This is a genomic window from Njordella aestuarii (assembly GCF_056494165.1).
This window is the reverse complement of sequence record NZ_CM151397.1, coordinates 1,877,355-1,893,434: the sequence shown is the minus strand read 5'-3', so window position 1 is coordinate 1,893,434 and position 16,080 is coordinate 1,877,355. Positions and strand designations below refer to the sequence as shown.

Sequence of the window (16,080 nt, the reverse complement as noted above, 5' to 3'; positions counted from 1 at the left end):
TTCTGCCTTGCAAGTTATCTGGTTCTTCTTTCAGTCAGGGCCGTGACGTAACAAGTAGCACGACCAGAATATTCGGTAAAGCTTCTGAATATGTTAAGTCCTACGCAACAGGTTTGTTTTGCGGACGGGCTTTCTTCGAGTTATATGCCCAAGGCGTAGTTTTTCCTGGCCTGCTTCCTGTGCCGACCGATTGGAATCACGCGTGCGTTCAATTCGCAAGAGATGTATGTAGAACCATGATCGTAATTGTTGGACTATTAGTTGTTACTGGCTCCGTGCTCGGTGGATTCATCTGGGCGGGCGGTCACGTCGGTGCGCTGATCCATCCGTCTGAAGTTTTGACGATCGGCGGTGCATCGCTTGGGGCACTGATCATCATGAGTCCCGTTCCAACCATGATCAACTTGGTTAAGGGCTTGATCCAAACAATTAAAGGCTCGCCCTATAACCGCGTCGCCTATGAGCAGACGTTCCAGGCGCTGTATGAGCTGTTCCGCATTGCGCGCCGCGAAGGCATGCTGGCGCTTGAGTCGCATATATCCAATCCGCACGAGAGCGAAGTTTTCAAGAAGTATCCTAAACTCGCGGCGGACCATCACGCGACCGATTTTATCCAAGGTGCCTTTGGCCCGCTGATCGACGGTTCGGTCAAGCCGGAAGAACTCGGAGGACTGCTGGAGCTGGAGTTGCATGCGATGGAAGAAGAACATCATGCGCCAATCGCCGCCCTCAGTTCGACCGCCGATGCTTTGCCTGGCTTCGGGATCGTCGCGGCAGTTTTGGGGATCGTTATCACGATGGAACACATCGATGGTCCTGTGACCGAAATTGGTCACAAAGTAGGTGCGGCGTTGGTTGGTACGTTCCTTGGAATTCTTGCATCGTACGGATTCCTTGGACCGCTTGCCGCCAAAATGAACACGCTGGGTGCTTCCGAGAGCGTGTACTTTCACACGCTGTCGTCGATCATGCAGGGTTACTTTAACGGCATGCAACCCAAGATGGCTGTCGAGACGGGCCGCCGCGGACTTCCACGCGACTTGCGACCGACCAGCGAAGAAATGGAAGCGCTCTTCAAAGCAGTAGATGCTAGCGGCGCTTAATCTGAGCTCAGCCGCGTTGCAGACGAGCGGCGTTTAACAATGCAATAGATAATCATAAGATCAGAAAGCAAAAATCATGGCTAAAGGTGGAGGTGGTGCGTGGAAGGTTGCCTACGCTGACTTCGTGACGGCGATGATGGCTTTCTTTATGGTTATGTGGTTGGTCGGACAAAAGCCTGAAGTGAAGGCCGCAATCGCAGAACACTTTCGCAATCCAAGTGGTCGCCGGATGACCGGCACCCCTAACAGTTCGATTCTCCGGCCAAAGGAAAGCGGCAGCGGTGGCCGTAAAAATCGACTGCGTTCCGACGACAGCGAGTCGACTCAGACAAAAATGACCGACGACGGCAATCGCAGTAACGTTGGTACAGTGATCGACTTCCAAGCCAACAAAACGGTTCTGGACGATAAAGCGCGTGAACAACTCGATGCTCTTCTTCCAGAACTGCTCGGCAAGCCGCATCGCGTCGAAGTTCGAGGGCATGCGATCGAAGACGCAATCGGTGGCATGCAAGCGCACTTGGATGCGTGGCAGATTTCGTACCAGAGATCACTCGAAGCCATGCGCTATTTGGTCGAGCACGGTGTTGCTCCCGAGCGAATCCGTTTGTCGCAATCGGGCGGTTCGGAGCCTGTCTTCGTTGGTTCGAAGCCTGATTCGAAAAAAGATGCGCGTGTGGAAGTCTTTTTGTTGAACGAGGTATTTGAAGATACGAAGACGAAGGCACAGCGACTTGTTTCGCTGCAAGAAGCGACGACGGCCGAGCCTCCGCCGCCAACCGCCGAAGAACTTGCCGCAGCCGAAGCCGCCAAAGCACACGGCGGCGGCCACTAAGCTTTCACTCATCTGAAATCCAGCTGACGCATTTTATTGGCAAAAGAATGAAGGCAAGAGAATATTGCGAATCGCTCGCGGGATAGGCGATCCGCTCAACAAATTTCTCAATCAACGTTCTTTCTAGGTTGTGGCTCTAGTACTGCGTCAGAGTTTAATCGTAGGGTCGGCCCGCGAACGTCTCGCTCGCAGAGCTCCGAACATGCGGGCGGGATGCCGTTCTATACCCCACAAGTCATCAAGTATTGCTCCCCTGCCAGCTCGTCTGGCAGGTAGCCGAGTTTGGCAAGCTAGATACAATCCGCGATTTGCGCAACCATCTGAGTTTAACGTTGGCGCACCACTAGTACTGCGTGGTCGAGGCTTCGGGTAAGATAAGGCCCCGTCCCGGCTTGAGCATACGTAAAGAATTCAGCGACATGACGAAGCATACAGTTAAGCAAGAATTGCAGATTATCCTCGGCTTCATCGCGGTGCTATGGGCAATCTACTTCGTGGATATCCTACCTGTAGTCGAACTAAAGGCTTTTGGTCTTGTACCGCGAACGCTGACAGGTTTGGTTGGGATCGTCACAATGCCATTCCTGCACCTTACGTTCCCACATTTGCTAAGCAACACGGTTCCTCTCTTCGTACTTCTTGCACTGCTAGCCGGTTCACGTGCGAACTCGCTGGCGGTCATCATCGCCATTGTGGTGCTCAACGGACTACTGCTCTGGCTCTTTGGAAGAAACGCGATGCATGTCGGCGCTAGTGGGCTAATCTACGGCCTCATTACGTTCTTGATGTTCGCCGGCTATTTCGAACGCCGGCCCGTAGCGATTGGTGTCGCCCTCATCGTCTTCTTTTTATACGGCACAACACTGATCTTCGGTGTCCTTCCAACAGTCGGAAGCAGCGTCTCCTGGGACGGCCACCTAACTGGAGCCATCGCCGGAGCCATCATCGCATTTACACAATCGTCTCCCCTCACCGCCTCTGGCGCCTTGCAAACCAATCAGGAGTAGTTTCTTGAAATGTATGCCCAAAGCAACACACTAGGCTGATACGCTCTCCGACAGGCGGACCAAAAAACTTTCTGCATGGTCAAGCCTATACTACGTTTCTCCCGTTTCTATGGTTTTTTTGAGCGGCTGCACTCGATAAGCATGAACCCAGATTTAAAACGCAGAGGCGCAGAGGGCGCGGAGAGTTTAGACCTGCAAGTCCACTGCGCCTCTGCATTTCAATCCTTAACGTACAGCAATTCTTGGTAGCAATCCTCTTAAGCAGCTTTTCGGATCCGATATCACTCTCCCCTGAACTTGACTTGCCGAACCTTTTCGCCAAATCAATTGCAGCTTTAGTTAGGATGAAGGCAAAAGAATAGATTAAGAATTCATTCTTCTGCATACCGATCTCGGATAGCCGTTGCCGGAAAAAGCACGCCGCTCTTGCTCATCGATTTGCACATCCGGTCTAAAGGTATTTTGCAATGGGACCGCCGCGAGTTGCTAGGGCGTCTACCTTGGCAGTAACCTCTGGCGATTCAATTAGTGGTGGAGCGTGATGCGGTTTCGTCCGAGCGTCGATTACTAGCGGGCCGCGACACCCCCAATGCTTGTCATGCGTCCAAGCGTCGATGCCGTATATGTCACTAGCCGGATTCGAACGCGTGAAAGTTGTCCACAAGAAATTATTCCACGTCCGCGCACTAAATTCGGCGTCGTCAACCACCACCATCAACGCGATCTGATCCCAGCTTTCGCGATCCTCCGCTGTACAGTTACGATAAAAGGATGTCGTCGCATCAATGAAAACTTCAATGGCTGACGCACCACTGGCAGAATCGAAATCGACCGTACCGCTATGCGGTAGCTCAAGCACTAGAACTCCAGGCGCTGCCATCCGGTAGTTGGGTGTAAATCCTGGCAAGCGAACAGGCGCGGGCAAATCGGCCGCTAATTTTCGACGGATCTCGCCTCGCGCTGCAATGATCACTTTTGAACCTTCGTTTAACCCAGACCCGCTATAGTCAAGCGTGTCAATAGTTGTGTTTGTAATAAAATGCAGGTCACGCTTCCAATCGACTCGAGCTAGAACATCCTCAAAGTACCGACGAGTATCATGGATATCCAAGCCATCGACGTCGAATCCATTCAAAACAAAGAGGTACTTCGCAAGCGACAATTGTCCTTGTCCGAGAATTCCGCAGGCTTGTGTTAGCAGCTCAGCCGGTCGGTCGCTTCGTCGATAAGGCAAATACCGTTCGCTGCCAATTGCAAGCAACAACGGATGAACGCCTGCTGCATCGACGGCATGAATTTGTTGAACTCCTGCAATAACCGTCGGAAGCACCGGACCAGTTAGCTCATGAATCAGTTCGCCAAAGGACGTATCTTCTTGCGGCGGTCGTCCAACAACAGTAAAAGGCCAGATTGCGTTTTTGCGATGGTAGACTTTATCGACGCTCATCACGGGGAAATCGTGTTGTTTAGCATAGTACCCCAAATGGTCGCCGAACGGACCTTCCGGTAAAGTTCGCTCTGGGTTTATCTTGCCAACGATCGCAAAATCAGCATCCCCGTATATGGGAGCATGATTGCGACTAACAAGCATCGGGATACGATGACCGCTCAGTGCTCCCGCAAACGTAAGTTCGCTAAGCCCTTCGGGAAGCGGCATGACCGCGGCCAGTGTCATCGCGGGAGAACCACCGACGGTTATCGTTACCGGCAAATCGGTCTTTTGTGCCGCTGCTGCTTGATGATGAACTCCGATGCCACGATGCAATTGGTAGTGCAACCCAACTTCGCGATTCGGCGCATATTGGTTACCATCCAACTGGATGCGATACATGCCCAAGTTCACTCCAGCTAAACCGCTTGCACCTGGCGACTGACTAAGGACTTGCGGGAGCGTAATAAACGCACCGCCATCATCTGGCCACGAACGGAGCATCGGCAGCACGGATACAGTTGACTCGTGAGCTGTAACCGATGCGCGGCTGACCTGCTTGGGACGCATTCGCAGTGCAACCAATGGAGCCGAACGATACTTCCATGGATTTTTTGCCATAGCCGCAGGATTGATCTTCAGCTCGATCGCGCGCTTCACTTGTTCGATGGTGTCTCGAAAAATAAACCGAGCTTGTTCAAGGGATCCGAACAAGTTCGACACCATTGGGAAAGACGTGCCGGTCGGACTGCTAAAGAGTATGGCTGGTCCACCAGACTGATAAACGCGTCTTTGGATTTCTGCCATTTCGAAATTCGGGGAAATCGGATCGTCTATGACGATGCATTTTCCGTGTCGAATCAGATCCTCAACGACTTCTCTGGTGCTGCGAAAACCCATATGGTCTAACTCATGGTGATAATGTCGGGGTTACAAAACGCATCAGCTTGGTATCCTATGAGCTCCGCAGCGTTTAGGAAATAACAATCGACAGACTCGAACGATTCTTCCTTTTGGTTGTATAAACTATCGAGATATGGACCGGCAATACTGCGGTTTTGCAACTGTAGTGTTGGTAGATTTGTGACGAAGCGACTATGAAACTTGATATTGGACTGAGTGTTTCTAACGAAAATCCTTTTGATACGGCTTTCGATGTGCTGGTAGTTGGACTGCCGTGCGATATTGGTAGTTCGAGCGTCGCGTCGGAGCTAAACAATCGCCTGGGAGGTCAGCTTGCCAAGCTTATTGAGCTGGGCGAAGTTTCCACGGACCTTTACAAAACAACAACGCTTTATGCGACTGACCGAATTAAAACTACGGTCATTGTCACTGTAGGCTTGGGCGACAAGGAAGATCAGACGGCTTGCAGCCTTTACCGCGCTTCCGCCGCGGCGGTGAAAAGAGTTTCGGCCAAGCAACATAACCGAGTTGCTGTTGCAGGGTTTCCGTTTGGCGATGCGTCAAAAAACAACGACGCCATGATCGTAGGTTGGCTGGTCGGATCGATCGGGCAAGACTTATATCGTGAAAAGAAAGCTCTGAATCCACCCAAGCAGATTGTATTCTTGACCGATGTCAAATTGGACCTGAAACGCGCCGACGCAATCGCTACCGGAATTGCGATGACTCGCAGCCTAGTAAACCAGCCGCCCAATCATATTTACCCGGCCTCGTTCGTCGATCAGACGCTTGAGATGCTCGCCGGAATGAATCTGCAGTCGGAAGTTTGGGATGAAACACGCCTTAAAACAGAACGTTGCGAATCGCTATTGGCCGTTGGCCGAGCATCTGACAAGCCTGCGCGTTTGCTGATGTTACGATACACCGGTACAGATGCTGGCAAGCATTTGCCACCGATCGCTTTAGTCGGTAAGGGTGTAACATTTGATTCAGGTGGGCTTTCTATCAAGCCGACCGACGGCATGTTGACGATGAAGTGCGATATGGCTGGCGGAGCGACCGTTGTTGGTATTATGTTCGCGCTCGCTAAAATGCAAGTAGCGCGTCCCGTCATCGGGCTGATCGGCTTGGTCGAGAACATGATTGCCGGCAACGCCTTCAAGCTTGGCGATGTGCTGCAAAGCCGAGCGGGTAAGTCAATCGAAATTCATAACACCGATGCGGAAGGGAGACTTGTACTCGCCGACGTTTTGGATGTTGCATGCGATCAGTCACCAAGCCACATTATTGACTTCGCAACCCTAACAGGAGCATGCGTCGTCGCGTTGGGAAATGACATCGGTGGGGTGATGAGCAACGATGACTGGCTTCAAGACCAGATTCGTAAGACTGCCGAACAGACAGGCGAGTATGTATGGCCGCTTCCGATGTATTCGTTTTTTGATGAACAAGTACAAAGCAAAGTCGCTGATTTGAAAAACGTCGGAGATGGCCGGTGGGGCGGAGCGATCACCGCAGCCAAATTCCTGGAACAGTTTGTACGCGATGTCCCATGGGCGCACATCGATCTAGCTGGACCAGCTTTTGCCGACAAACCGAAAGCTTGGTGCGATGCTGGAGCCACCGGGTACTTCGTGCAAACGATTACGCAAATGCTGGAAGATTTGGGTAGCGAAAAGATCTGATTTCGCTGAAGAATTCAACAATCCCGTATGCCATCTTCGTGGTTCCATAATCGGTCACTTGACGCGCTTGACCAAAGAAGAGCGACTGGATTGCTACGTTCGCCGCGTATCTTTGTGGCTACCGAGCCGACAATCGTTATTCTTGAAGGGCGACGACTTATCAATTTCGGGGCCAACGATTACTTGGGACTCGCCTGGCATCCCGAAGTCCAGAAAGCTGCGAGCTTAACGCAGCGTTGGGGAAGTGGAGCGAGTCCGCTGGTGACGGGCCGCAGCGAGATTCATGCAGAATTGGAAGCGACCCTTGCAGTTTGGAAAGGAATGGACGCTGCACTCACGTTCTCAAGCGGTTACGCTACCAACGTCTCTGTAATTCCGGCGCTTGCTATCAAAGGCGATACGATTTTTAGCGACCAGATGAATCACGCAAGCTTGATTGATGGCTGCAAGCTTGCCAAAGCTAACACGATTATCTGCCCGCACGTTGATCTAGCCGAACTAGAACGAATGTTACATAAGGCATCGCTTGATCGTGTCCCAGGTCAGGGCTTTTGGCTCGTGCTCGACAGCGTGTTTAGCATGGAGGGTGACGTCTCTCCGATTGCTGCAATTGCGGACTTGGCACGACGCTACGACGCTGGAGTTATCATCGATGAAGCCCACGCCGTCGGTGTTTACGGCGAGAAAGGTGTCGGGCTTGCCGTCCCCTCGGACTTCGCAGGTTGCGAACTCGTAACGATCGGCACTTGCAGCAAAGCACTAGGTTCTATTGGTGGTTATGTTGCAGCATCGCAAACAACCATCGAATACCTTCGCCAATTCTCTCGAGGCTACATTTATTCGACAGCCATGCCCGCAGCGGCGGCGGCGGCGACAGCGAAGGCGATTGAGTTATGCCAGAGCATGGAAGAGGAACGAGTAAAACTGCGAGCGATGTCGACACGTTTGCGCAAATGTTTGATCGAGTCAGGATTTGAGACTAGCGGCGTCGATAGCCCAATCGTACCGGTTTACACACAAGAACCTAACTTAGCAATCAACCTGAGTGCCAAACTGGCGGCGGCCGGATTTTTTGTCCCTGCCATTCGTCCTCCAACTGTCCCTGCGGGGCGAAGTTTGCTGCGAGTCAGCTTGTCAGCCTTGCACACTGATGAACAACTAGACGGATTGATCAACGCGTTGCGTCAAGGTCTTTAGAGTCGAGTCCGCTTTCGCTAAAGGGGTCACTTTCGTTAAAGGGGTCAGGAGTCAATTGTGCAAAGCACCCGAAGGGCAGTTCCGGCAATTGACTCCTGACCCCTTTAACGAACCATATTTAGTGGTGGGCTTGTCGGAGTTCGCCGGGCAAACAAAACTATGGCGGAAAAGTTCCGGGCGCGGTAATTGATGGTGGGAATCAGCTAAAATGACTGGTTCGATCGCAGATTTTCTAAGTATTACGAGTTTTGCATGAGTTTTTTGGCGGGATTTGAACATATTGTTCGCGAAAACGAGCCTTTGGCGCCTTACACGACACTTGGCATCGGCGGCCCGGCTCGGTACTGGATTGAACCGTCCAGCGAAAAAGAGCTGATTGGTGTGGTCACCGCGTGCTCCAAAGCAGGTGTTCCCATGCGAATCATCGGCGGCGGCTCGAATCTTCTGGTCCGTGAAAGCGGCTATGAGGGGGCGGTCCTGTCGTTGGCATCGCCGGTTTTCACGTCGATGAGCACCGATGGCGAGACGGTCCGCTGCGGCGGCGGAGCCAGATTAAGCCATCTAATTAGTTTCTGCATCGGCGCAAAACTTGGCGGCATCGAACATCTGGTGGGCATTCCCGGCTCGATCGGCGGAGCGCTCCACAATAATGCTGGCACATTGAACGGCGACATTGGTTCGCTGGTCCAAAGTGCACGGCTACTTGCCAGCGACGGATCAGTCGTCCACGTCGATCGCAGTCACATGCACTTCGGAACCCGCCAAAGCTCGCTTGATGAACTTGTGATTTTAGATGTCGAGCTCAAACTGAAGTTTGGCGACCCAGCGGCGCTTACAAAACGCATGCAAACGCTGTGGATAGTCAAACGAGCGAATCAACCGAACCAGCAGACTCGAACGGCGCTCGCATTCATCGACCCAGATCCGTATACCGCAGCGAACTTAATCCAAGAGTGTTCGCTAGCCGGATATCGCCGCGGAAACGCTCAACTTTGCCCCGCACATCCAAATTACGTCATCGTCGACGGAAATGCTAGCAGTGCGGACATCATCGGCCTGCTAGATTCCGTACGAGAAACGATCGAAGAGAAGACCGGAGTGCAATTGCAGTTACATCTGCGAATTTGGTAGCATCCTTGGCTGTCAATGCTTTCGCAAGAAGGCAGCATAATTAAACATGGAAGTAAAGTTTAGGACCGGAGTGACAAAGGAATGTCCCGAGCGGAAGCAGAATCGCCTGAAAACCGCTCCTTCGTTTCGCGTAGCTTCGAAACCTGGACTCGTGTTGCGACGAACATCCCGCGAGCAGCCGCGCTCAGCATGGTCGGTCCCGCGCTTCTGATCATTCTCGGATATGTTTTCTGGATCAAGTTCGGTGCTAATGTCCTTGATCAAAGCTACTTTGGCCTCAAAGCTGAAAACATCACACTAACGCCCGTTCCCGCTCACATAAAAACAGACATCAACCGCGAAGTCTACGAGGGCAGCCATTTGCAACGCATTTCGTTGCGAGACCGCGAAGCTTGCTCGTCGATTGCCGAAGCGTACACGAATCATCCTTGGATTGAGCGCGTATTGCGGGTGCAAAAGATGGCAGGCTCTCAAGTTAAAGTCGATGTTGAGTTTCGCCGACCTTTGGCCTTCATCTATCGCGACGAAATTGTGCGCACCGATCCCAACCCAAACTCGACGTCAGGATCGGCTCAAGTCAACGGGCTTTATTATCCTGTGGATGTACACGGAGTAAATCTGCCGCACAAGGATTTTACCGCCGATGATATTTTGCGATATTTCCAAATTTTCTGCCCCGATGTAGATGCACCGACGGGTCCAGTGGGGTCAACCTACAACGATCCTCGCATCCTCAAGGCACTTGAAGTCTGTGCAGCCCTCGAAGCCGCCCGAGTAGAACTGGGCATTGAAGGAGTCAACGTCCGCCCGGAATCTACGTCCCAGTACGCAAACTGGACATTCGAACTGCAGTTGAAAGATGGGCGTCGCGTCGAATGGGGGCATGCACCTGGTGAGGAAGTGCCCGGCGAAGGTGCTCCGGCGCAAAAGCTTGCTAACCTACGTAAGCAACTCCTAACACAATTGGTCAGCGAACCGGTCGGTGAAAGTCAGCCTACGGACTAGCGCCGGTGAATCTCCCGACCAAGAACTCAAGCCCGAAGGGCTGACACATCCTGTGCCGTGCTCGAAGGCCCCGGTTCCAAGCCAATAAATTTGTAGCTGGCTTCGCCTAGAAGCCGGGGGCACAATGGATAGCGCACCGAACTTCATCCGCGTTCTAGGCGAACGCAGCTACGAGAAAACAATGCAAGCGCATCGTAGCTGGCTTCGCCTAGAAGCCGGTCGAGCATTGGGTAGCTTTGCTGTTACGCCACAAGCACTGCTGGACAAGCCAGCAGTGGCACCCAACAAATTGTAGCTGGCTTCGCCTAGAAGCCGGGGGCACAATGGAAAGCGTACCGAACTTCAACCGCGTTCTAGGCGAACGCAGCTACGGGAAGACAGTGCAAGCGCATCGTAGCTGGCTTCGCCTAGAAGCCGGTCGAGCATTGGGTAGCTTTGCTGTTACACCACAAGCACTGCTGGACAAGCCAGCAGTCGCACCCAACAAATTGTAGCTGGCTTCGCCTAGAAGCCGGTTGCGTCTCAGAAACCGCATCGAACTTCAACCGCGTTCTTGGCGAACGCAGCTACGGGAAGACAGTGCAAGCGCATCGTAGCTGGCTTCGCCTAGAAGCCGGGGGCACAATGGAAACCGCACCGAACTTCATCCGCGTTCTTGGCGAACGCAGCTACGGGGAAGGGGCAAGGGCATCGGTTTAAGCTCAATATGCTGACACATCAATCGCAGTTGGGAAGTATCGGCCTTTCCAATTGACCGCGCATCGCTCGCTAGACATTTAGTGGTAGCAACGGCAGCCCGTGTTAAACTGCGAGGGTTGATTGGTTTAGCATAATTGTGTGACCTCGAGTTGGCAGTCTAGGCAAACTTAGCGGCGAGAGTTTATCGGCCCGTCGCTGATTTCTTCGTTCATCATCACTTGAACGCTAAAATGACACTGGCACGGGAAGATGTCCAATGTCGGCAATCCACTTGTTCGGATCGCCACTTCCTATATCCATGACGGATTCACGGCACAGCTAGATTCCAGGCTCGCACTTACTTTGTTTTGCTTGTTGCAATGCTTAAGTGCGATTTACGGAGATAGCCAACGCCTTGCTGCAGGGAATTCCACACAGCAACCAGTGGCATGACATTCGCTAAACCATCTTGTAACAGGGATGACGGCGAAAGCTCGAGCGACTCGCTCGGGAGCACATGCTGCTCATGGAGGGGGATAGTCATGGAATTCATCACAACGTTTGGCCTTGCGCTTTTAACAGCTACGACTTCAGTTTCATTCGACGTACCAGCACTTGCACCGGCACATAGCGCCGCCCACGGCCACTTGTCACCACAGTTGCCCAACAGTCGGTTTGTGGATGTCGCACTCGACATCTCAACGATCGTCTCGCCCGAATTCCGCGGCAGTTTGAACGAAACGTTGATAGAAGTCCGCGCCCAGCATGAAGACGTTCAAGTCGCTGATTTCACGCCGCGTACTTCGATGTACAGCAATGTTTCGGGCGACGTTCGAGTGACTCAGTCTTACAATGTCGACCGAGAAGCATCGTTGAATGCCAAAGGTTTCTACCCCGTCTTTGCTAGTGCCGACGGCCATGCGTCGTACCGAGACAACGAAGCGAGGACGGTGGCGATGGAGCAGATCGCTCCGATGCACATGCTAACTTCAGCGGGCACCTTAGATCGCCGCACCGGAGTTTACTTCAAAATGCGCCGGGGCCCCCAATCAGTACTCGAAGGAGCCAAACGCTTTCATATTACCCTGGAAGTCCCCTACAGTTGGAGGGGGGACCTGTTAGAAGTTCGCGTTTCCGCGTTTGGTGCTACATCTGACCCACGATTCGGCAAGTCAGATCAACAACTCTCAGCGGCTCGATATTTTGTAGCGATCTACCAAAATGAGGACGCAGTCGCTTCTCAAACTGCGATGCATTTTGCAAAACAACATATTCGCCTGCAAACCGAAGCTGCGAACCATGCCAAGGAAATCAGTCGGCGAGCCGTACCGACTCCGGTGCATATGCTTGGAAAGGCATTGGACCTTTACGAGCCAAGCATTCCGAGCAATTGGTTGGAGGAGTGGGTCTTCGGAACAAAGTATCAGAAACCCGCCGCTGGAATGCCCGTCAACTTGAAAATCGTGATGCTCGACTTTCAAGACGCGCGAAGCAACATTCTGCAACTTGCTCACGACGCGCCTGTGACGGCAAGCTATTCCAAGTACGCTTCCCAATCGAACCGGCGCGTAAATTGATCTGATTCGCGTGATTTTGCTGGCGTCAAGGCTTCTAAATTAAAGCGGCACGGCGCAAGCCGTCCGGTGGCTTCTAATTAACCACATCGACGGTCGCAGACGCTTGAACACCCTGTGTGTCCAAATTGCTCGTCAGCAGTGCTTGGATTGTCGCGGTTCCTGGAATCGGGTGCACTAGATCAACTGTGTATTTGAGCGTTTCATTGGGACCAACGAAGCTAACGCGTTCGAACGAAATCTCCGTTCCATCAGCAGATACGTTGAAAGACACTTGCCGACCATCCGGGGTCGAGATCGCTTGCAGACGCGTCCCTACCGGAATTCGAATCCGTAATGCAGCGCCTTGATCTGGCGACGTCCGGTTGTTTCGAAATGCTACGGAGTAACGTGCAACGGCGCCTGTGCGAACTTGGCTGCGAACAGGTTCAATGATCAATTGCCACGGCGCCAAGTTAGCACCATTCCCGGGCAACACTTGTTGCGGCGGCAAAACGCTGCCTTGAGACGAACCAGGAGGCAGGACTTGGGTTGGCGGTTGAACATCAGAAGGCGGCATTACTTCGCTACCACCACCGGCTGCATTCCGTAAGTTCAACACGGCCGAGGCGCGAACTTGGGGTGATGTCTGAGCCGATGCGGTTACGAGCGGCGTCGCTTCCGATCCGTTGTAGTCGAATTGCGTTACGAGCCCCAACGTTTGGCCAATATCTAACGAAGGTATCGTCCAAACCAATCGACGCTGCTGAGCAAGATCTTGAGCACCTTCGGAGGCCATCTTGGGCAACAGCGATGCGGAGTAAGTTACCTCGACTTGCACATTCTGCAGCAGGACTTGGCCTGAATTTGTAACGACAGCGCGCGTACTGAATACTTGACCGACCGTAACAAGGTCGGTTGCGTCAGACTTTTGCAAATCGAGCGAAATCCGCGGCTCGCGACGCGTCGCTTCAACGACTTGCACCGCTGTTGTCTGCCTCGCTAGTTCCACGGAGTTTGAACTGGCAATTGCGGTCGCTTGTAAGTTACCGACTTGACGAGCAATGTAAGTTGGGTTCAACGTTCTTGATTCGCCAGGACGAAGGTTCGTGACGGTTTGCCGTACCACGCTTGCATTCTCGCGTGCGTGTTGGAGTGCAGGGGAGCTTTCAATGGTAATCTCAATGTTTCCCATGGAAGTACGACCGTCGTTGGTCACTACTAGTTCCATCGGCACTTGCTGCCCAACTTCGACTTGCTCAAAACCGCGAGCAGGCTGAAACAGCAGACTTAACTTCGGACTGGTAACGAGTGTCGAAACTTCTTTACCATTAGGCAGACCTGACGCATCGAATCGCACGCGATAGTCACTATCCGCCTGCGCCCGCAGTTGAACGGCGACGTCGAATCGCCGCGCCGCTGGTAATTGCCCGATGTCCCAAGCAAGAGCGGTCGGTGATGACTGAGTCGGCGTCTGCGTCGTGCCAACCAACTGCATGCCTGACGGGATCACCATCGTTATTCGAGCGTTGTCGGCTGGTAGTGAACCGATATTGGACAAAGTCGCATTGTAAGTCAGCGTTTCTCCGACGCCGCCGAGTGCTGGTCCGGCAGCGTCTAAAACGAGCTCGGGCATACTCCACGATACGATTGCTTGTCCACGTCCCAGCGGAAGCTCGGGGATGTTTTCCGAATTCTGAGCCGGGCGGATGACTTCCATCGCGATCAGTGCCGTGCCCGAGCGACCGGATATATTGTTCAGCGTGACAGCCGCTTTACCGTCGGAGTCAACCCGTACGTCGGCAACATCCGAATTGGTCGGAGCGAACAACGCTACTTCGGGATTTAAGCTGCGGTAGCGAACGATCCAGCCATCGGCTGGCGCAAAGCCTTCGGATCTGGTTACTCGAGTCACCAATTCGGCTGGGCTGGTACCGGGAATTGTGACTGGGTTCGGAAATTGCCAACGAGCGTCGACCCAATAAATAGTTGCCGTTTGCCGACGTTTGTCCCAAACTTCAGCATCGGGCGCTAGAGCTGTGATGCGTGTGATGCCTTCCGTTGGACTCGAGAGAGAAATCCACGTTTGCCCTTTCCGAACCGGCAATTCATCGGCCAGCTTGCCTGAACCACGTGTGACAACTTGATCATCAAACGCAGTGATCCCGTGAGCATAGTCAACTCCCAGTTTCTTAACCTTCGTTTCAGTGCGATGAAAAAGTCCATTGCTGGCGGAAGAACCATCGTCTCCGACTTCGATGATTTGACCAACGCTATCGGGCGAGATCATCCATTCGATCGTTTCGCCAGCAACCAGCAATCCGTCTTGGCCGCAGATACCGCTCAGCAACACTACATCGCCATTGACCGGAGCAACAATTCGCGTCGGCGTCAACAGTAACTCGCCGCACCGACCTCGGTCGCTCGCCGCACTCTGTGAGCGTAATCCTGCAGGCTTGACGGTGGGAGCGATCGATGGCCCTTCTAAACATGCCGGTGGAGGCGGAGGCTCACGATACGCGGGCGATGGAAATATGCCGGCTGTTTCATCGTTGCCGTGCAGCCTTGGAAGGGTTAACTGAGTCGAGTTACCTTTGGGCAGGAAGAGTCGATTTCCAGTTGGATCGATCGCTGGCAAGCGCAGTGCTGTGCAGCCGCTGCTGATCACAACCAACAGTGCGAGGACTGCAAAGGCAAGACGGTTAAGTTCCGAGCGTTGGGCGCAGACGTAGCCACGACTGGTAGACCGGGAGAGTTGGACCGGTCCATGTCCTGTGGCTTTCGAATTGACGTCTTGTCGCCGAGCCATCGTACGCGTTGGCTCCTCCAACTAATTAGCTGTTTCGTTCCGTAATCAGCGCAGCTTGAATTGTCAGCGATAGAACTTCTGCCGACACTTCTTGGCTGACAAGCGTAACTCGCAAAGCAAGTCACGGCGCGATTTTTCGTCGCTAAAAGGTTGCAGCCAAAAGCTTGCTGTAACGATTGTTCGTACAAATCGCGTTGTGAGTCCACTATGTCAAACTTCTTAAGCTCAAGCCGCGGCCAATTTATTGAATAGCATGCCACTGGTCGAACTGAAAGTATGCACGTTTCTTTACATGGACGAAATGAATCGATGATGCGTATCCTCTCGTTTAGGCCGATTATGCAGATGAAACCCTCCATGTTACTCAACCTCGTCGCAGCACTGGCCGCCGCATGTTCGGTCGGTTGCCGAGTCACCTTGCCGGCTCAGACATGCAGCAACCTTTGGTTACGAACTGTCGAAGATCGGGCCGACTGGCACCTTTGCCGGCGAGGTTTCGCACCGAATCCCACTCACGTCGGTCGCCAGATGACTGACTGGGAAAAGGGATTTCGCCGCGGTTACAACGACGGCTCACTGGGTAGCAACCACTTACCACAGGGCAATTACCGGCCGGTTTGGGGGGAGAAATGGACCGATATGCTGGCCGACGAGCCTGCTTTGCAAGCGGGCTACGGTAGTGGCTACCGGCAAGCGATCCAAGATGGCGCCATCAACGTTGCGCAAGCAAAGAAGTAGCTGCCTC

General features: G+C 53.1%; 12 protein-coding genes. 9 read left to right on the top strand and 3 right to left on the bottom strand.

Features of this window, described 5'->3' with window-relative positions; all coding sequences use genetic code 11:
* Positions 1 to 236 precede the first annotated feature (236 nt).
* From motA to SH451x_RS07160, 3 genes are all read left to right on the top strand, one after another.
* Positions 237 to 1,103 (top strand): flagellar motor stator protein MotA, encoded by an 867-nt coding sequence (gene motA, locus SH451x_RS07170; RefSeq protein WP_479361762.1) that lies wholly within the window; start codon positions 237 to 239, stop codon positions 1,101 to 1,103.
* Positions 1,104 to 1,179: 76 nt separating this feature from the next.
* Entirely contained in the window at positions 1,180 to 1,938 is a 759-nt protein-coding gene (locus tag SH451x_RS07165; RefSeq protein WP_479361761.1) for an OmpA/MotB family protein, read from the top strand.
* A 419-nt stretch (positions 1,939 to 2,357) separates the two neighbouring features.
* A complete protein-coding gene (locus SH451x_RS07160) occupies positions 2,358 to 2,945 on the top strand; it encodes a rhomboid family intramembrane serine protease (RefSeq protein WP_479361760.1) in 588 nt (195 codons plus the stop codon).
* Positions 2,946 to 3,396: 451 nt separating this feature from the next.
* Here the strand turns inward: SH451x_RS07160 and SH451x_RS07155 are convergent, their stop codons facing one another.
* Positions 3,397 to 5,274: a UbiD family decarboxylase gene (locus SH451x_RS07155; RefSeq protein WP_479361759.1), complete on the bottom strand. Its 1,878-nt coding sequence runs from the start codon at positions 5,272 to 5,274 to the stop codon at positions 3,397 to 3,399.
* Between the two features lie 197 nt (positions 5,275 to 5,471).
* Here SH451x_RS07155 and SH451x_RS07150 point away from each other — a divergent pair, with 197 nt between their 5' ends.
* The 4 genes from SH451x_RS07150 (at position 5,472) to SH451x_RS07135 (ending at position 10,295) form a co-directional block, all read left to right on the top strand.
* Positions 5,472 to 6,962: a leucyl aminopeptidase gene (locus tag SH451x_RS07150; protein ID WP_479361758.1), complete on the top strand. Its 1,491-nt coding sequence runs from the start codon at positions 5,472 to 5,474 to the stop codon at positions 6,960 to 6,962.
* A 27-nt stretch (positions 6,963 to 6,989) separates the two neighbouring features.
* Positions 6,990 to 8,159 (top strand): aminotransferase class I/II-fold pyridoxal phosphate-dependent enzyme, encoded by a 1,170-nt coding sequence (locus SH451x_RS07145; RefSeq protein WP_479361757.1) that lies wholly within the window; start codon positions 6,990 to 6,992, stop codon positions 8,157 to 8,159.
* A 252-nt stretch (positions 8,160 to 8,411) separates the two neighbouring features.
* A complete protein-coding gene (gene murB, locus SH451x_RS07140) occupies positions 8,412 to 9,290 on the top strand; it encodes a UDP-N-acetylmuramate dehydrogenase (protein WP_479361756.1) in 879 nt (292 codons plus the stop codon).
* Positions 9,291 to 9,371: 81 nt separating this feature from the next.
* Positions 9,372 to 10,295: a cell division protein FtsQ/DivIB gene (locus tag SH451x_RS07135; RefSeq protein WP_479361755.1), complete on the top strand. Its 924-nt coding sequence runs from the start codon at positions 9,372 to 9,374 to the stop codon at positions 10,293 to 10,295.
* Between the two features lie 1,036 nt (positions 10,296 to 11,331).
* Here SH451x_RS07135 and SH451x_RS07130 read toward each other — a convergent pair.
* Complete coding sequence (locus SH451x_RS07130) at positions 11,332 to 11,517, bottom strand: hypothetical protein (RefSeq protein ID WP_479361754.1); 186 nt, start codon at positions 11,515 to 11,517, stop codon at positions 11,332 to 11,334.
* On the opposite strand from SH451x_RS07130, the gene SH451x_RS07125 reads away from it, so the two are divergent.
* Positions 11,516 to 12,550 (top strand): hypothetical protein, encoded by a 1,035-nt coding sequence (locus tag SH451x_RS07125; protein WP_479361753.1) that lies wholly within the window; start codon positions 11,516 to 11,518, stop codon positions 12,548 to 12,550. The two genes, SH451x_RS07130 and SH451x_RS07125, sit on opposite strands and share 2 nt — an antisense overlap.
* Before the next feature lie 73 nt (positions 12,551 to 12,623).
* On the opposite strand, the gene SH451x_RS07120 is transcribed toward SH451x_RS07125, so the two are convergent.
* Positions 12,624 to 15,335, bottom strand: a complete 2,712-nt coding sequence (locus tag SH451x_RS07120) for a COG1361 family protein (protein ID WP_479361752.1) — start codon at positions 15,333 to 15,335, stop codon at positions 12,624 to 12,626.
* A 357-nt stretch (positions 15,336 to 15,692) separates the two neighbouring features.
* On the opposite strand from SH451x_RS07120, the gene SH451x_RS07115 reads away from it, so the two are divergent.
* Entirely contained in the window at positions 15,693 to 16,073 is a 381-nt protein-coding gene (locus SH451x_RS07115) for a hypothetical protein (protein WP_479361751.1), read from the top strand.
* Positions 16,074 to 16,080 lie beyond the last annotated feature (7 nt).